Raw genomic sequence first — 17,646 nt, 5'->3', positions numbered from 1 at the left:
TTTATGATCGCTTCAGACAAAAGTGGCGATAGAGCCATTCTCCGCCACCGAGCAGCCCCATCAGCAGATAGGCTATCAGGCCGTTGTACAGGGTCCAGGTCTCCAGGCTGGTAAACAGCGCCGTATAAGCCGCCATGCCGCCGTTGAAGACAAACAGACCGCACCAGAGTTGTGTGACCCTTACCAGGTAGGGCCTGGCTTCCTCGGGCAGATCCGGCTCGGCCAACCTGGCCAGACGTTCCACCATGCTGGGACCTTTAAGCAGCGAAGAGGCAAACAGCACCAGCATGCAGGCATTGACCAGCACAGGGTAGTACAGCAGCCAGTCCTGACGCTTGGCGAGCAGGCTGCCGAGCGCCAGCAGTAACCCCAGAACGACCGGGGCGGCCAGCGCCTTGAGCTTTTGCTTCCCCAGCAGCAACCTGGCACCGAGCAAGGCCGCCAGCAAGAGTGCCAGGCCATTGCCCGGCAGATAGTTCAGCCCCAGATATACCGCCAGGGGATATCCCAGCAGCAACAGGGCCGTGACTGTCTGAGCCAGGGCACGCATCAGTCTTTAACCAGTCCCTCGATGGCGTTAACCACGTCGTTGACCGTCCGTACCGACTTGAATTCATCGGGCTGGATCTTTTTGCCGGTCAGCTGTTGCAATTTGATCACCAGATCCACCGCATCTATGCTGTCCAGATCCAGCTCTTCATAGAGGGAAGCCTCAGGGGTTATCGCCTCGGCATCCACTTCAAACTCATCGACCAGGATCTTGCTCAGCATTTCCAATATCTGTTCACGGCTTTGCATGAGCACCTCCTACGCGCGCTGGGATTCGATAAACGCGGCAAGGCTGGCAACACTGTAAAAGTGGGCCTTGGTTGCCTCTGAGTTGGCTTCGATCTTGACGTCGAACTGCTTCTTGATCGCCAAGCCCAGCTCAAGTGCATCGATGGAATCCAGTCCCAACCCCTCACCGAACAGCGGTGCTTCGGTATCTATATCGTCGATACTGATATCCTCAAGATCGAGGCAATCTATGATTAGCTGTTTAATTTCGTTATGTAAGCTCATAATTTATATCTAATTGTTGTTTGTAATAGGTTTCCAGATCTCTGGTGAGTTGGCGCGCCATCCGGGCATCGCCACCGCTTTCGGCATCATACCTCAGATGCGCTATGCTTGCCCCGGTTTCCACTTGCATCTGTATGGTGCGTCTCGGGATTTCGTACCAGGGATCCTGTTTGGTGAGTCCGGGATGAACCACCCTGAGTACCACTGGCAGAATATCGGCCCCGGTGCGTAGGGCAATATTGGCCGAACCGCGGGCAAAGGGATTGATCACTGCGCCTTTTACCGTGCGGGTGCCCTCGGGAAAGATGATCAGATTGGTGCCTCTGGCCAACACTTCACGGCAGTCCTGTAGCAGCAGCTCGGCGCCGCGATTGGGAATATAGCCGGCGGCGGAGACGACTCCGCGCAGAAAGGGGTTACGCCACAGTCCCTGTTTTACTATGCAGCCGGCATTGGGCATCAGGCTGATTAACACCACCACATCTATGAGGGTGGGGTGATTGGCAATCACCACCATGCCTTTGGCCTGCCGTAATCGCTGCAGATTTACCGTGCTGACCCTGACCACGCCGGCCCAGGTCAGCATATGCACAAAGCCGCGGAACATGTAGTGCACCGCTTTTTGTACTCTTTGAATGCGCACATCGCGCTCGCCGGGCCAGAACCTCAGCACAGGTAAAATGGTCAAGGAGCTCAGCAAGCCGCCAAGGCCGAAGGCGATATAACAGCTGATGCCGGCGAGCCAACGGGGAAAATAGCCGATACCGGTTGCCGGGGCTGTCATAGCGGCTCCCTTGAGGGTTCCAGCTGCCAATGCCAATGGGCCAGTTGCCCCTGGATTGCCGTGCCGTTTGCCAGTGCCTGCAGCAGGGCGCCGAAGCTCAGCGGCTGCCCGGCGCCGGTCTGCTGGCTCAGGGTAACTCGGGCTATGCCGGTAACATCGGCTGGGGCCAGCTGCAGAGACAAGGCCAGCGGCAGTTCCATCTCTTGGGTAAATTCATCATAGACGGGCGGCACAGGGTCATCGCCGAACACCAATAGCAGGGGGCTGGGGTCCTCGGCCAACTGGGCCCAGGCTTCCAACATGGCTTGGGACAGGGTATCTGTGCCCGCCGCCACTGAAGTGGAAGCGCCAGTATTACCCGTGACTATGCCAAACAGACCGCTGGCGGTGTTGTGAACCGATTGGCTGAAACCCATGGGAGAGAGCGGCTGCCTGGCAATAATATCCTGCAGCAGTTCTATGGTGCGATTGAGTTCGCCATGGCGCGAGGCAAATACGCTGCGGCATTGGCTAGGGGCTTCAGCCTGAAAGGCGGCTTCCAGCATCATCTTGCTCAGGCGGCTGAAACGGCGCCGCTGCATGGCGGCAACCTGGGGTAACTTGGGGGCAATGCGATCGCTGTCATCAAGGGCGCAGTTGCTACTTTGCCACTGCTGCCAATCTTGCTGCTGTTGATACTCCGGGGACCAGGCTCCCCAGGAGAGAATACTGAACGCTAGTTGCACTGCTTTGCCTCTGACACAGATCTTTGTTGCTATCCCTTACGGGTCGTGAGGGAGTGAATCTGTCGGGTCGGAATGCGACCGCCGTACCGATTGCCCGTTCCCTCTGAAACACCGGTACAAAGGGCCATATTCTACACTGAAAGTACGGGTTTTAAGAAGGGGTTTAGGTTACAGCTAAAGATCAGTTACAACTTTTCGCTAACAAGGGAATCACCCGGCGGGCGCCGGGTGATTCAGATGCCGCTCAGTTGCTCAGCTGGCTCTGCAGCCGCCGCAGTACAGTCTTGATCTTACGGGTGTTGTCGGGACCCATACGAACCAGCATTTTCTGCGCGTTGGGCAGGGCTTCCAGTTTGGGATCGACAAACTTGTAGTTCACGCTGATGGCGTACAGCTCGATAGGATCTTCTATCACCGGGGTTGCCAACAGCACCTTGATGGCTTGTTGCATCCGCTCATCGAATTTGAGGTTGGGGTAACCCAGCTCATCGAAGGCCTGCTCCAGCAGCGGCGACAACTGACGATAGGTGTTGAGCAACTGCTCGTCGTTGAGGCCGGTGAGGAAGTCGGCGTAAAGGTCGTATCTGTGATAACTATCCGGATCCAGATAGGTCTTGTTGGAGATTTCAGATACTGTGAAGGTGTCGCTCGGGCCTTTCATCGGACTGGTTTTACGGGCCAGTTCGCCTTGGGCCAGGTTATCGACAAACACCACGAACTGGCGTACCAGATCTTGTTCAACCAGCAGTGGCTCTATCTTCATGCCATCAGCCATAGCCACTGCCTTTTCATGAACATATTCATCACTTTCGGCCAGTGAAGGCAGAGGTTGTTCCGGCTCGACTTCGGGCTGAACCACTTCAGGTTCTGGCTCGGGTACGGTTTCAGGTTCAGGCACCTGGACTTGGGTTTGCAGCGGTTCGCTGGGAGCGGGTTCGGGGAGTTCAACCTGGGTGGGCTCTGCTGCTTGCTGCGGCTCTTGTTCGCCGCTGAAATAGTAGTAGGCTCCTCCTGCAATCAGCAATACCAACACCAATAGGATGATAGCAATGCCACTGTTGCCAGAGGACTTTTCCTGCGGCGCGATTCTATCTTCTTGATTGACTTGCATTGGATTTCCTTTCATTGATACCTGTTAGGCAGCGCCTCTCCCATTCTGCAAATATTGGCCATCTTGTCCAGCGTTCGGCCGCCCGGCAGCAGGATTTATTTGTGAAATATTGCCAGTAGAGCAGATCCTGTGGTGATTGACTTGAACCCCGGCTGAACTCTCGGCAACTTTGTGACGTTTTTAGCGCACTAGGCCTGAACATACTGCTGCCGGTCGCCCAGCCAACGCTGAATGATGGCATCGACATTCTCCGGTGCCTGGCTCATCACGTGGCGAGCCAGTTTCTGGATGTGGGGAATAAGCGCCTGATCCCGTACCAGATCGGCCACCTTCATATCGGCTATACCTGTCTGGCGGGTGCCCAGCACTTCACCGGGGCCGCGGATCTCCAGATCTTTTTGGGCAATCACAAAGCCGTCGTTGCTCTGACGCAATACTCCAAGCCGTTTGGTAGCCGTGTGTGACAGCGGTGCCTTGTACAGCAGGACGCAGTGGCTGGCCACGGCGCCGCGACCGACCCGGCCGCGCAACTGGTGCAACTGTGCCAGCCCGAGCCGTTCCGGGTTTTCGATGATCATCAGACTGGCGTTGGGTACATCGACCCCCACTTCAATGACAGTGGTGGCCACCAACAACTTGAGTTCGCCGCGTTTGAAGCTGTCCATGACTTGTTGTTTTTCGGCGCTCTTCATACGGCCATGTACCAGGCCTATGCTCAGCTCCGGCAGGGCGGCACGCAGTTCTTCGCAGGTGTCTTCGGCTGCCTGGCATTCGAGCACTTCGGATTCTTCGATAAGGGTGCAGACCCAGTAGGCCTGGCGACCGTCATTGAGTGCCGCCTGACGTACCCTGTCGATCACCTCCTGACGCCGACTGTCACTGATGGCCACTGTGGTGACCGGGGTGCGCCCCGGCGGTAACTCGTCGATGATGGAGGTGTCAAGGTCTGCATAGGCGGTCATCGCCAGGGTGCGGGGAATAGGGGTCGCCGTCATGATCAACTGGTGGGGATGAAAACCCTGGCTGATGCCTTTTTCTCTCAGCCCCAGGCGCTGATGTACGCCGAATCTGTGTTGCTCATCTATGATGATCAACGCCAGCTTGTGAAACTGTACCTGCTCTTGAAAGATGGCGTGGGTACCTATCACCATGTGGGCACTGCCGGAGGCGATATCCTCCAGCGACTGGGCCCTGGCCTTGCCCTTGAGCTTGCCCGCCAGCCAGCCGACCTTGAGCCCCAATGGCTCCAGCCATTGACTGAAATTAATTGCATGTTGCTCGGCCAACAGCTCTGTGGGCGCCATCATGGCCACCTGATAACCGTTTTCTATCGCCTGCAGTGCGGCCATGGCCGCCACCAGGGTCTTGCCCGAGCCAACATCGCCCTGAACCAGGCGCATCATGGGTTGCGGCTTTTCAATATCGCGGCCGATATCTGCCACCACTCGCTGCTGCGCCCCCGTAGGTTTAAAGGGCAAGGCGGCGAGGAAGGGATTGAGTAAAGCGCCGGTGGCGGGCAAAGGCACGGCTTTGTCATGATTACTGCGCTCCCTGAGCTTGAGCATAGACAGGTTATGCGCCAGCAGTTCTTCCTGCACCAGGCGTTGCTGCGCCGGGTGTTGCCCCTGTTCCAGACGGTAGATATCGACATCCGCCGGGGGCCTATGCAGGGTGCGCACCGCCTGAGCCAGGCTTTGCTGATTGGGGCGCAGCGCCTCGGGTAGCAACTCCTGCAGTCCGTCCTCCTGCAGCAGGTTTAGAGCCTGCTCGGTCAATTTCATCCAACTGGCCTGCTTGAGCCCTTCAGTGGTGGGATAGATGGGCGTCAGGGTTTCACTGAGGTTGGGCGGTTCGTCGCCTTTGAGTATCTTGTAATCCGGATGAATGATCTCGGCCTGGTGGTTACCTCGGCGCACTTCGCCGTAGGCTCTAATGGTCAGACCTTGTTGCATGGCATTGCGCTGGGCGGCTGAGAAATTGAAGAACCTCAGGGTCATGGTGCCGCTGTCATCACGGACATTGCAGATCAACATACGCTTGCGGCCATTGATGATCTGGCTGGACTGAATTTCGGCTTCTATGGTGCCGTAGCTGCCGGGTGTGAGGCTGGCTATGGGGTAGATGCGGGTTCTGTCTTCGTAGCGCAGCGGCAGGTGGAACAGCAGATCCTGTACCGTGTTGATTCCGAGCTTGTGCAGTTTCTCAGCCATTTTAGCGGCTACGCCCTTGAGCTCGGTGATAGCAATAAGATCCAGTCTCTGCAAACCTTTAGCACCGGATTACTGTGAATTTATACATATACTATCAGAGAAATAGCCCTTGGCAATGCGTTGCGTTTATCGGCTGGGTAAAGTGTGGCGCAATGGTGGCAGGGCTTCTGCCTGGGGGCGAGTGTATGGCAAAAGCCCTGATATATTGGTGGCAGATTAATCTGTCAGCGCCACCAGTTGAGCAGGGTGACCAGGGGCTTTATCAGTAGCTGAACACTGCCTATTACAAACAGCCAGGCGCCGATAATAGTGTGAACATCTGTAAGAAAAAAGAAGCTGCCCAGTAGAAAACAGAGAGCGACTATCAGGTCGCTTAGGGTATTGAACAAGGCGTGTTTGGGAAGAGGGGTGGCGGGGGCTTTGATATCTTGCTCGGCAAAATATCGCTGCTTACTGTCGATCATGGTTCCTTCTTGGTAGTTATGATTCGCCGCGATACCTTAACGCTGCCATCCTCCGAGCGCAAATCTAATTCCCTTTGTTTTTGTGTGTATAAATATATCAACATAATCATTGAATTAAGTTAACAGCTGGCCTCTTTGGTTTGTCAGGCTTGGCTAAAGAGTAGCGTAACTTAACGGCCCAGGCCTGAACCCTGGGTAACTGTTATTTCGCCGTTAAAGCCTATCAGTTCGGCGAGTGTTTGTGCGTAGGCTCTGGCCTTGTCTGTGGCCTGCTTTTGAGGTTTGAACAGGCCAAAACCGAGTCGCTCACGCTCAGTAAAACAGAGTACCACGCTGACACTTATGAGCTCTTCGTCAGTCAGGTGTTCAAGCATGTGACTTCTGAATCTTTCGTTATAGGTATTGCGTTGCACCTCTATGCGGCAGAGTTGACTGAGAGGCTTGCTTTTTCCGCCCCGGAAGAAGCAGCCCTGTTGCAGATCCAGAGTAACGGGTTTGAGCAGGCGGTAGAGGTTCAGGCCCATGATGATGCCGCTGAGCCCCAGCACTATAGCTATGATGGCAGCCGTAAACCAAGTGTCCTGTCTGGCGGGGTCCAACACCAGTACTCCCAGAATTCCGGCAAGCATCGCCAGTAGTCCCCAAAGCGCGTATTTCAGTTGCGTTTGCCTGCTGCGCCAGACGAGTTTCAACTTGCCTGGCTCAGCCTCGAGCTTTGTCATAAGCATATGCTGCTGATATTGGCATAGCCTGGTCTGCTGTGGGTTTTTGGTCATAAAATGGTCACCATGAAATCAGTAGTTCGTCGTAAAACCCAGTGCTCAAACCAGCAGGCTCGAGTGAGCCGCTATCAGTTGCCAGCCGGTTGTCCTGTGCAGCCAAACCCGGGTAAAGCGAAAACGGCCGTTGGTCGGCGCTTTGGCATAGCTGCCTTGAATATTCACCTCCGCCGACACTATCGCAGTCCCCTGATGCAGCCGTATCTCTTCGGCCAGAATGTCTATCCGAGTGATGTTGAGCAGGCCTGAGCTGTGGGCATGCAGATCCTCTGCTTTGCCGAGCACTTGCCCCAGGTGATTGGTGAATATCAGTTGAGGCGACAACAGTCTATCCAGCAAATTGATATCCGAATTCAACATGGCGCTACGCAGTTGGCTTTCCAGTTGCTGAATGTCTGAGATGTGATTCATGGTTATTCCCAAGGCCTGATGAGTGACGGCAAAGAGGCAAGAAGGTTTAAAAAATACTGACTTTGGCACACTTGCCACAGTACCAGGAGTTCTGCCATTGATTCAGTGCCGCCTGGTATTGCTGCATCGACTTTCGCCCTCCCAAGTAGTTTTTCCACAGCCAATCGGCGCTCAGGATCAGAGTAAAACAGGAGACAAAAAAGCACAGCACTCCCAGCCAAAAACTGCTCCAGTTGCTGCCTGCCTGAAACCCCAGGTAGCCGCCCAAGAGTAGTCCGGGGAAAGCCGCCAGAAATAGCACCAAGGGCTGAGGGTTAGATGGCGGCGAGCAGCGCTTGGCCAGTTCGGTTTGCAGTTGGGCGCCACCCTTGAGTTTTTGTTTTCCATGCACAGAGAAGGGCTGGTTGTTCCACACGGGTTTGGCCGAGGCGCTGACTGAAACTTCTGTTGTCCCCTCGGCATGAATGGCTTTGAAGTGTCTGATATTGTCTGAGCCGCAGTGTCTGCAACGCATTGATTGTTCTCCTTAACTTGGACTAACCGGATCCCTGATTCTTCTCGTCCAAACAACAGCCTTCGGGTAACAAGCCTTTGCTGGTCGCCGAGTCATGGTAAAGCTTTTAGCCTCGGCGGTGAACCCGAAAACCAGCTACAGGCCCTCTTTTTATCCGTATTCGCAGCGTTTGGGTAAACTCATATAAATTAACTTCTATGCACTTATGATGAAAATATATTCATTGGATGCTGGAAGTGTGAAAGATAGTTCATCTGCGGACGGCCAATTTCATATTGATCGATTGGATTGGCAATACAAATTTCGCCGGAATGTTTGCTAAAGCAGATCGGCTTCAATATTTGAGCCGTATTTGGCTTAACTTAGTCTATACATCTGCCGAGGTAGACTTTATCTATTTACAATAATCATACAGGTTTGGCGCCATATTTAACTCATTGAGATTAATGAAAATACATTAGGAATTTATATTCCTTGAATATTAAATGGTTCAAAAAATAAATAAAAAATAATTGAACCAGGGGGCGTAATGACAGCAGCAATATCGGCAGTAGAAATCACCAGGGGCTCGGCACAGTGGAAGGCGGCAACCCGCTTCGACAGCACGGACTGGGGCTGGGTGATCATGAGTATAGGCATGGCCATTGGCGCGGGGATAGTATTTCTGCCTATTCAAATCGGCTTGATGGGACTTTGGGTATTCCTGCTATCGGCCATTATTGGCTATCCAGCCATGTATATGTTTCAGAAACTATTTATTAATACCTTGGTGGAATCTCCCAAATGCCAGAATTATCCGGATGTGATTTCCGGTTATCTGGGGAAAAACTGGGGAATATTACTGGGTGTGCTCTATTTCTTGATGTTGGTGATTTGGGTATTGGTTTATTCGACCGCAATTACCAATGACAGCGCTTCTTTCCTGCAGAGTTTTGGCCTCACCAAACAGCTGTTGTCCGATAATCCCTTCTACGGGTTGGCACTGGTTTGCATCCTGGTGAGTCTGGCATCCAGAGGCGAGGCGCTGCTATTCAAGGTTTCATCCTTTATGGTACTCACCAAATTGAGTGTGATTGCGATACTGGGTTTCATGATGATAGAGCAGTGGGATCTGAATAACATAGGTGCGGTACCCACTCCCCAGAGTGGCTTCAAAGACACTATTGTTATGCTGCCATTTACCCTGTCATCGATTCTGTTTGTGACCAACCTGAGCCCTCTGGTGATCTCCTATCGCGCCAGGGAAAAGTCGATAGAGGTGGCGCGCTACAAGGCTCAGAGAGCGATGAAGTTGGCCTTCGGCATTTTGTTTGTAGTGGTATTTTTCTATGCCGTGTCTTTCAGCCTGGCCATGGGGCATGACCAGGCGCTAAAAGCCTACGATGAGAATATCTCCGCCCTGGCCATGGTGGCTCAGGGAATCCCCGGAGACACCATCAAGCTGTTCAGCCTGATCCTGAATATTTTTGCCGTTATGACAGCCTTCTTTGCGGTTTACATGGGGTTTCGTGAAGCCTGTTATGGCCTGACCATGAACTTGCTGAGGCGCACCACTGCGGAAGAGAAGATCAATACCAAGTATGTCAATCGCGGCATTATTTTGTTCACCATACTGCTTGCCTGGGGCGCCATCTGTTTCAATGCGCCTGTGCTCAGCTTTACCAGCATCAGCAGCCCGATCTTCGGCCTGGTGGGATGTTTGATCCCGGCTTACCTGGTCTATCGGGTGCCTGCGCTGCATAAATATAAGGGCTTGTCTCTCTACATAGTTATCGCGACCGGCATCTTGCTGTGTCTGTCCCCCTTGCTGACATTCAGCTGAAGCCTTGTGGCAAGGCCTTGAGCAGGTTGGAGTTCCTGCTCAAGGCCTACCCAGCTTCACCCCCAGGTTTTGGGACGTAATCCATCACGCAATTCACTCTATCTCTGTCGTTTAAGGAATCCTATGCACGAGTATCTGCTGTTTTCCCTGGGCGTATTACCGCTCTTGGTCATGATCCTGCTGATCCTGAAAATCAAGATGCCGATACATCAGGCGGTGTTAATCACTCTGTTACTGACCCTGGCCGAGGCAACCATTTTCTGGCATACCCCGGCACAGACATTGGGCTCGGCCATGGCTTATGGGGTTATCAAAGGCTTGTGGCCAATAGTGATAGTGATCCTGGGGGCCATCTTCAGCTATAACCTGATGCTTCAAACCCGCAGCATGGAGGTACTGAAAAACCTTCTCGCCGGGATCAGCGACGATAAGCGGATCCAGGTGTTACTGATCTCCTGGTGTTTTGGCGGATTTCTCGAGGCCGCCGCCGGATACGGCACCGCAGTGGCGATTCCTATCGGGATATTGATTGCTCTGGGTTTCAAGCCGCTGAAGGCGGCGATTGCTTCTCTGGTGGCCAACACAGTGCCTACGGCGTTTGGTGCCGTGGGGATCCCTGTGTCGATTCTGGCTGAGCAGGTAAACCTGCCTGTGACTGAGCTCAGCGGCACAGTTATCGCGCAGTTGGCACTGTTTACCTTGCTGCTGCCTTTTGTGATTGTCGCCATCATAGGGGATGGATTCAAGGCGATACGGGGAGTGTTTGGCATTACGCTGGTATGCGGAATTGCAACACTGCTGCCGCAGTACTTTGTCGCCATTCATCTGGGGGCTGAGTTGCCCGCCTTTGCCGGCAGTTTGGTCAGTTTGCTGGTGGTGGCCTTGATGGCTAAAAAACGCCAAAAGCCCACCCCGGCCGCTTATCGTATCGACAATGACCAGTGCCGCATCACCGACCACTACAGTGGCGGACAAATCTTCAAAGCCTGCGCCATCTATCTGCTGATCTTTGTGTTTATTCTGCTGTGCTCGCCGCTGTTTCCGGAAATCAAGAGCCTGCTGACTCAGGTGTCTTCCAAGCCGGTATTTCCGCTGGCCAATGGGGTGGAGCTGAGTTTGACCATTGACTGGATTGCCACGCCGGGTGTCTTGATCATTCTGGCGACCTTTATCGGCGGTACCCTTCAGGGAGCCTCATTGGCCAGCATGTTAAAGGTGTTCAGCGCGACGTTAAAGCAACTGAAAAACTCCATCATAGCCATCACCGCCATAGTGGCGATGGCAACCGTGATGGATGTCAGCGGTCTGATAACAGATCTGGCCCATACCCTGGTGAATATTACCGGAGGGGCATATCTGTTTATCGCCCCCTTGATTGGCGCGTTGGGGACTTTTGTCACCGGCAGCGATACCAACTCCAATGTGCTGTTTGGTAAGTTGCAAACAGTGGCTGCGGAAAAGCTGCAGGTGGATCCGCTGTGGCTGGCTGCCGCCAATACCTCCGGAGCCACGGGCGGGAAAATGATCTCGCCCCAGAGCATAGCCATTGCCGTGTCGGCGACCCGGATGGAGGGCCAGGGCAGCGCTATCATGTCCGGTACCATCAAATACTGTATGGCTTACATCTTGATCCTGGGGCTTAAGGTGGGCCTGGTGTATTACCTGTTTATGAGCTGATGTCAGAGAATTTCTTCGACGAGGAGTTTACGCGAGGAGTTATTGTCTCGCGTACTCTTTGTGCAAAGAGAGCTTGCCGCTAACAGGCCAGAGTAATGGCAGTATGCTTGTTACTTGCCCGCCTGCTTACAGCCAGCCCTTTTGTTTGGCGATACGGGCGGCATCGATACGATTGGAGGCTCCCAGCTTGTTGATGGCTTCCGACAGATAGTTGCGTACCGTGCCTTCACTGATGAAGAGTGCGGCGGCAATCTCGCCGCTGCTCTTGCCCTCGGCGGCCAGTCGCAGGGCGCGGCGTTCTTTGTCGGATAGCGGGTCTTGCTCCCCAAGAGCCAGCATGGCCAGTTCGGGGGCAATGACTTTTTTACCCTGCATCACCTTGGCTATGGCCTCGACCAGTTCCTCCACAGGGGCATCCTTTAGCAGGAAGCCGCAGACACCGGCCTCCAGCGCCCGTTTGATATAGCCGGCGCGGCCAAAGGTGGTGATGATAATGGTCTTTAGCGCAGGTTGCTCTCGGGCGACCCAGGCAGCCAGCTCCAGCCCCGAAGTGCCGGGCATTTCGATATCTGTCAGCAGGAGTTGAAAATCCTCGGTCTTGAGCAGTGCCAATGCCTGGTCGCCATCCGTGGCCTGAGTGACGCTGAAGTCCCCGGAGAGTTGCAGCAGGCCGGCAAGCGCGCCGCGAACCATGGCTTGATCTTCCGCCAGCAATATCTTCATACCTGGCCCTCCAGGGGATTTTTGTGTTGCTCTTGGGTGAGCTTGTCCATGTTCTCGGTACTCTCGGTTTTCACTGTGCTCTTTGCTTTCTCAATGCCCTCTCCCTGGGCCGATAACAGCTGTTGTCTGGGCAGCAGTAAAAGAGCGCTGAACCCCTTTGCTGTATCGATTTGCAGCTCGCCACCCAAGAGGGCAAGCCGCTCGGCTATGCCTTTGAGGCCGTTCCCAGGCGTGGGTTTGAGCCTTATCGTGCCGTTGTCTCGCAGGCAAATGGTAAGTTGAGGCTCCAGGGTAAAGCCCAAGTGTGCCTCTGTGGCATCACTGTGCCTGAGAATATTGCTCACCAGTTCGGTCAGGATCAGTATCAGTTGGCTTTCTGCCAGTGGTGACAGCACAGGCAGTTCCCCCTCCAGGCTGACCGCCAAGCCTTTTTCGCGCAAGCGCCGGCAGAGTTGGGCGCAGCAGCTATCCAGCCCCTGATGCCGATAGTCGGCCACAGCCCGGCGAATTTGGCTCAGGCTGTCACGGGCAATCTGCGCCAGTTCAGTGAGTTGTTCCCGACTGGCTTGCAGATCATTTTTTTGCAGCAGCTTGTTCGCCAGCTCGGCCTTGAGGGCGATGGAAGAGAGTTGATGTCCCATGAGGTCGTGCAGATCTCTGCCGATACGCTCCCGCTCCAACATGGTCGCCAGGGCACGGATCTCCTCTTCGCTACGGCGGGCTTGTCGTTTGGCCTGTTGGCGTTTGCGCTCAGCGACCCCAAGCAGAGAGATAGCGGCTGTCAGGCCGCAGCCATAATAGACAAAATAGAGGCCGTTAAAACCCAGCAACTGATTCAATGCCAGTAGCACCAGGGCAATCAGCAATAATGCCGGCAAGAGCAGCCTGAGAGGATAAAAAAAGCCGATAAAGAAGGCGGCGAAGGTAAACAGCGACAAAGAACCCGGATTGGCGGGGGTGATCAAGATAGCCAGTAGGATGATCCCCAGAATTGGCCAGTGCACTTTAGCCCTATCGGCACCATAGGCGCGAAAATAACAGTAGATAAAGGGCGGCAAAACCAGCAGGCTGGCGAGCCATTGCCAGGGCGACACCGGCATAATAAACAGTGGGATAAAGTAAAAGGCCAGATTGACCAGATAGTATTTGGCCAGTTTGAGTTCGGTTTGAGTCTGTGGATCCTGCATCGGTTGTCCTCGCATCTCCAGCGCAAATAATGGCGTGTATCGGTGCACAAGTAAACCGGATCCCCGGGCGGAGATCCGGTCGAGACCTTAAGGTGGTGCGAATAAGCCCCAGTGGCGCTCTGATTCGCACCTTCCCTTATTGCTGCGTTTGTTTTGACAGAAGAAAACCCGCCCAGGCGTAGTCAGGATCCAGTGCCAGCGCTTGTTGCCAACTCCGGCTGGCGGCTTTGGATTGCCCCAGCTGTTGCTGTATCACTCCCCGCCAGGTGTAGGCTTCGGCCTGACCCCAGCAGATATCGCTGCAGGGATTGGCATAGAGTTTCAGGGCGCGTTCAATTTCCTGCAGGGCTCTGTCACTGCTGCCACCATACTCGACTGGCGTATAGAAACTGGAGATGGCGCCAATGAGCGCGACTCTGGGGCTATTGGGCGCCAGTTGTCTGGCATCTTGCAGAGACTTGCCTGCAGCTTTCCCCAGGGTTGCCGACTGGCTTGGATTGGCGGTTATCTGCATACCATAAACGGCAGATAGAAGTGCCAGAGCTTCACCGTCCTTGTTGAAGTTCGGCTGAGCCAGGCTTTCGGCCGCTGTGGCCAAGGCCTGATCCCGGGTCTGAAGCTGGCCGAGTATATTGGCGCTGACAGCCAAACGATAGTTGGCGTAGGCCTGTTGATATCCCTGACTGTTGTCGGCGTAGAGGCTCAAGGTGTCAATGTCGATTTGATTTGCAGCGGCATCGATTTCATCAATGGTGGCTGCCTGGGTTGAGAGGGCCAGACTCAGGCCCAATAACAGTGTGAGTTTACGCATCATTCGCTCCTTGGATGAACAGACTCGAATCTGAGTCGGGTTTAGTATTCCCGAGAGCCTGAATTGGCGGTATTCACAAAGGTCATAAGTTGCAGGTGACAAATGTCATCATTACCGGCAAGTCACCGGCCTTGGTGGATATGCCGGCCGATGCCGTCTTCAAGATCAATCATAAACTGGATAAGGAACTGACCACGGCGCCGGTAAAACTGAGCCGTGCCAGCATGTCAGCCATAGATGACAATACCCTGGCGATGACGCTGAGCTATGAAGATGGCACCGAGCAGGTAATGCTGGGGCGTAAGCATGGGGAGATGGTGGACTTCTACCTGGATCAGCAATTCATTGCCAGTGTCAGCATAGCTGAAATGGAGAGTTATGTAGCGGCTCGCTCTTGAGCGCTTCTGGGCTGCTTGAGCCCTTAACTTGATGATATCCCGGGTTTTGACTATCCATTCTTGACGTCAAAACCCGGGATTTTTTTATGCTACTGCGGCTTGGCAACAAAGCTTTTCAGAATCATTCCGTTGCCAGTCCCGTACTCAGATTCAGGCGCTGGCGTGGGTAACCAGATAGCCCATATAGCCGCAGTAACCCAGCAATAATATGGCGCCTTCGCGGCGACCGATACGAAAACCGCTCCAGGCAAAGGGCAACACCAACAGTGCCAGGGTTAGCATCACGCTGAAGTCCAGGCTGCTAAAACCGGCTGAGCTGATAGGATGCACTAGGGCAGTAACCCCGAGGATCCCCAGCAGGTTGAACAGGTTGGAGCCAACCACATTACCTATGGCGATATCGCTCTGGCCCTTGAGAGCGGCCAGAATCGAGGTCACTAATTCCGGCATGCTGGTGCCTATGGCAATAATGGTCAGGCCGATCACGACCTCACTGATACCGAAGGTACGGGCCAACTCGACCGCGCCATCGACAAACAGTATGCCGCCGCCCACCAACATGCCGATACCGGCGATGATAAACAGCAGCGACAACAGAGGGTTCTTGGGGCCTTCAATAGGTTCATCAGTCTCTTCGCCCTTGCTGCTGAAATAGCTGAGCAACAGATAGCCTACCAGTAAGCTGGTCAGTACGGCGCCGTCAATCAGGCTCAGTTCACCGTCGAGTACCAGCAGCCACATCAAAATAGAGGCGCCTATCATCAGCGGAATGTCGCGTCTGACCATCTGTGACTGTACCCCTATCGGGCGGATCAGCGCGGTCAGTGCCAGGATCAGACCGATATTGGCGATATTGGAGCCCACCACGTTACCCAGGGCAATACCCGGACTGCCGGCCAGTGCTGACTTAACGCTCACTGCCAGCTCGGGCGCGCTGGTACCGAAGGCGACGATCGTCAGGCCGATCACCAGCGGGGTGATCCCCAGGCGCAGGGCGATGACGCTGGCTCCGCGAACCAAGGCTTCTGCTCCCAGAGTCAGGATCAAGAAGCCGCCGAGAATAGAGAGTGCAATCAACATTAAAAACCGCTTTTCCTGTCAGTAAGGTGCCATGCAGAACGGCACCGATGAATGTGTTTGGGCTGCCAGCATAAGGTTTTTCCTCCCGAAGGCAACCTCTTTTTGACAGAATATGTCACAAAAATCCCGGCCGAAGCCGGGATAATCAGATAAACCAAGGAGCGTCGGCTCTAGATTTCATCTTCCCAGACAACCTTGGCACCGCGAATGCCTTCCATCCGGCTGGCGTATCTGCTCTCCAACACATGGCGCTTGATTTTCAGCGTCGGAGTCAGCACGTCGTTTTCTATGGTCCAGGGCTCCTTGACCACCAGAACCGCTTCCACGGTTTCATGGGATTCCAGGTTGGGGTTAACCGCATCCACAGTGGCCTTGAGCGAGGCGCGCACCTCTTCTCTGGCTTGCAGCGCCGCCCCTTCAGAGAGTTGCACCAAAGCCACAGGGTGAGGCAGTCCCAGGCCGATGACACAGATAAGTTCCACATGGGGATCCTGCGCCAGCTTACGTTCAATCGGCACAGGCGCCACATACTTGCCCTTGGCGGTCTTGAAGTTATCCTTGACCCGGCCTGTGATGCTGACGCAACCGTCGGCATCTATGGCGCAGAGATCGCCGGTGAGGAAAAAGCCCTCTTCATCGAAGGCGGCGGCTGTGGCTTCCGGCGCCTTGTAGTATTCACGCATCAATCCCGGGCTCTTCACCAGCAGTTCGCCATTGGCAGCCTGCTTAACTTCGCAGCCGATCACCGGCTTGCCGACTGTGCCTATCTTACTGGCATCGAAGGGGAAGTTGATGATTGAGTAGGCGCAGTTTTCTGTCATGCCCCAGGCTTCGCAGATATCCAAACCTATGCTGTGATACCACTCCACCAGTGACGGAGGTATCGGCGCCGAACCTGAACCGAGCAAACGACACTTGTCCAGCCCCAGCCCTTTGTGGATCTTGCGTTTGACCAGATGGCTGATGAGGGGGATCTTCAGCAGCAGATTGAGTCTGGCGTAGCCGACCTTATCGATAATGTTCTTCTGGAACAGGGTCCACAGGCGAGGTACCGAGAAGAACACGGTTGGCCGCATTCGCTGCACATCGGCAACAAAGCTGTCGAGGCTTTCGACAAAGGCAACGCAGGAGCCGGAATAGAAGGAGGAACCCTCTATCGCCACCCGCTCTGTGATATGGGCCAGCGGCAGGTAGGACAGCAGTCTGTCTTTCCCATCTGTCTTGAGATCGCGTACCACGGCATTACAGGTCCAGCCGTAGCTGCCGAAGGTTTGGATGGCACCCTTGGGCTTGCCGGTGGAACCTGAGGTGTAGATCAGCGTCATCACCTGCTCGGCCTCGGGATAAGGGGCATCCACCAGAGGTGTACCTAGATTCAACAGCTGCTGCCAGTGATATTGAGCCGGCATGGTGTCATAAGGCATTGCCAGGCGCAGAATATCACCGCCGACACCGGCTTCCTGATCGGCCCAGTGATCCAGCTTACCCAGCATGATGGCCTTACAGCCACTGTGTTCCAGCACGTAGCGTATGGTATCGGCATTGGCCGTGGGGTAAATGGGCACACTGATATAGCCGCCGTGCATCAGCGCCAGATCGGTAATGAACCATTCGGCGCAGTTTTTCGACAGCACGGCTATCTTGTCGCCGGGTTGCAGCCCCAAGTGACGCAGGCCGCCGCAGAGTTGTTGCACCTTGGCCTGTACCTGACGCCAGGTCAGATCCTGATATTGGCCGTTGATCGGCTGCCTGAGATAGATCTCATCGCCTTGAGTCTCTACCCAGTGGTCGAGCATTTCCACCGGGCTCTTGAATGATGCTTCCATGGGGTGTCCCCTTTACTGTTCTTGTTATCTGCGTAGCTGCAGCTTCCCCCACGGCGGCTGCA

At 54.5% G+C, this 17,646-nt stretch carries 19 protein-coding genes; 3 read left to right on the top strand and 16 right to left on the bottom strand.

Going from position 1 to position 17,646, the window contains the following annotated elements; all coding sequences use genetic code 11:
- Position 1: 1 nt before the first annotated feature.
- From ACWAU4_RS20490 to ACWAU4_RS20440, 11 genes are all read right to left on the bottom strand, one after another.
- Entirely contained in the window at positions 2-550 is a 549-nt protein-coding gene (locus tag ACWAU4_RS20490) for a COG4648 family protein (protein ID WP_025010132.1), read from the bottom strand.
- Positions 550-798, bottom strand: a complete 249-nt coding sequence (locus ACWAU4_RS20485; protein WP_025010131.1) for an acyl carrier protein — start codon at positions 796-798, stop codon at positions 550-552. The genes ACWAU4_RS20490 and ACWAU4_RS20485 overlap by 1 nt, the downstream gene beginning before the upstream one ends.
- Positions 799-807: 9 nt before the next feature.
- Complete coding sequence (locus tag ACWAU4_RS20480; RefSeq protein ID WP_025010130.1) at positions 808-1,062, bottom strand: phosphopantetheine-binding protein; 255 nt, start codon at positions 1,060-1,062, stop codon at positions 808-810.
- Positions 1,049-1,846: a lysophospholipid acyltransferase family protein gene (locus ACWAU4_RS20475; RefSeq protein WP_144131443.1), complete on the bottom strand. Its 798-nt coding sequence runs from the start codon at positions 1,844-1,846 to the stop codon at positions 1,049-1,051. Before ACWAU4_RS20475 ends, ACWAU4_RS20480 begins: the two co-directional genes overlap by 14 nt.
- Positions 1,843-2,571, bottom strand: coding sequence for a beta-ketoacyl synthase chain length factor (locus ACWAU4_RS20470; RefSeq protein WP_025010128.1), 729 nt, complete (start codon positions 2,569-2,571; stop codon positions 1,843-1,845). The genes ACWAU4_RS20475 and ACWAU4_RS20470 overlap by 4 nt, the downstream gene beginning before the upstream one ends.
- A 244-nt stretch (positions 2,572-2,815) precedes the next feature.
- Positions 2,816-3,682 carry a DUF3014 domain-containing protein gene (locus ACWAU4_RS20465; RefSeq protein WP_028780067.1) on the bottom strand — a complete coding sequence of 289 codons (867 nt, stop codon included), beginning with the start codon at positions 3,680-3,682 and terminating at the stop codon, positions 2,816-2,818.
- Between the two features lie 188 nt (positions 3,683-3,870).
- Positions 3,871-5,946 (bottom strand): ATP-dependent DNA helicase RecG, encoded by a 2,076-nt coding sequence (recG, locus tag ACWAU4_RS20460; protein ID WP_025010126.1) that lies wholly within the window; start codon positions 5,944-5,946, stop codon positions 3,871-3,873.
- Between the two features lie 170 nt (positions 5,947-6,116).
- Complete coding sequence (locus ACWAU4_RS20455; protein WP_037474551.1) at positions 6,117-6,356, bottom strand: YrhK family protein; 240 nt, start codon at positions 6,354-6,356, stop codon at positions 6,117-6,119.
- Between the two features lie 170 nt (positions 6,357-6,526).
- Positions 6,527-7,078 carry a hypothetical protein gene (locus ACWAU4_RS20450; protein WP_208142230.1) on the bottom strand — a complete coding sequence of 184 codons (552 nt, stop codon included), beginning with the start codon at positions 7,076-7,078 and terminating at the stop codon, positions 6,527-6,529.
- Between the two features lie 99 nt (positions 7,079-7,177).
- Complete coding sequence (locus ACWAU4_RS20445) at positions 7,178-7,546, bottom strand: nuclear transport factor 2 family protein (RefSeq protein ID WP_096142495.1); 369 nt, start codon at positions 7,544-7,546, stop codon at positions 7,178-7,180.
- A 46-nt stretch (positions 7,547-7,592) separates the two neighbouring features.
- On the bottom strand, positions 7,593-8,060 hold the full coding sequence (locus ACWAU4_RS20440) for a hypothetical protein (protein ID WP_208142229.1): 468 nt from the start codon (positions 8,058-8,060) through the stop codon (positions 7,593-7,595).
- 529 nt (positions 8,061-8,589) lie between these two features.
- On the opposite strand from ACWAU4_RS20440, the gene ACWAU4_RS20435 reads away from it, so the two are divergent.
- Entirely contained in the window at positions 8,590-9,882 is a 1,293-nt protein-coding gene (locus ACWAU4_RS20435) for an SLC5/6 family protein (RefSeq protein WP_208142228.1), read from the top strand.
- 123 nt (positions 9,883-10,005) lie between these two features.
- On the top strand, positions 10,006-11,559 hold the full coding sequence (locus ACWAU4_RS20430; protein WP_208142227.1) for an L-lactate permease: 1,554 nt from the start codon (positions 10,006-10,008) through the stop codon (positions 11,557-11,559).
- Positions 11,560-11,685: 126 nt separating this feature from the next.
- Here ACWAU4_RS20430 and ACWAU4_RS20425 read toward each other — a convergent pair whose 3' ends face one another.
- The 3 genes from ACWAU4_RS20425 to ACWAU4_RS20415 form a co-directional block, all read right to left on the bottom strand.
- On the bottom strand, positions 11,686-12,282 hold the full coding sequence (locus ACWAU4_RS20425) for a response regulator transcription factor (protein WP_025010119.1): 597 nt from the start codon (positions 12,280-12,282) through the stop codon (positions 11,686-11,688).
- Positions 12,279-13,469 carry a sensor histidine kinase gene (locus ACWAU4_RS20420; RefSeq protein WP_025888522.1) on the bottom strand — a complete coding sequence of 397 codons (1,191 nt, stop codon included), beginning with the start codon at positions 13,467-13,469 and terminating at the stop codon, positions 12,279-12,281. Before ACWAU4_RS20420 ends, ACWAU4_RS20425 begins: the two co-directional genes overlap by 4 nt.
- A gap of 136 nt (positions 13,470-13,605) precedes the next feature.
- Entirely contained in the window at positions 13,606-14,283 is a 678-nt protein-coding gene (locus ACWAU4_RS20415; protein ID WP_234522512.1) for a tetratricopeptide repeat protein, read from the bottom strand.
- An 86-nt stretch (positions 14,284-14,369) separates the two neighbouring features.
- Between ACWAU4_RS20415 and ACWAU4_RS20410 the strand changes: the two genes are divergently transcribed.
- Positions 14,370-14,678, top strand: a complete 309-nt coding sequence (locus tag ACWAU4_RS20410; protein WP_025888526.1) for a DUF3332 family protein — start codon at positions 14,370-14,372, stop codon at positions 14,676-14,678.
- A 150-nt stretch (positions 14,679-14,828) separates the two neighbouring features.
- Here ACWAU4_RS20410 and ACWAU4_RS20405 read toward each other — a convergent pair whose 3' ends face one another.
- Positions 14,829-15,758 carry a calcium/sodium antiporter gene (locus tag ACWAU4_RS20405; protein ID WP_044735398.1) on the bottom strand — a complete coding sequence of 310 codons (930 nt, stop codon included), beginning with the start codon at positions 15,756-15,758 and terminating at the stop codon, positions 14,829-14,831.
- Between the two features lie 170 nt (positions 15,759-15,928).
- A complete protein-coding gene (locus tag ACWAU4_RS20400; protein ID WP_044735397.1) occupies positions 15,929-17,584 on the bottom strand; it encodes an AMP-binding protein in 1,656 nt (551 codons plus the stop codon).
- Between the last annotated feature and the right edge of the window lie 62 nt (positions 17,585-17,646).

It is taken from the genome of Shewanella sp. FeAMO, from assembly GCF_053653955.1.
The sequence above is the reverse complement of the archived record's forward strand: the minus strand, read 5'-3'. Positions and strand labels throughout refer to the sequence as shown.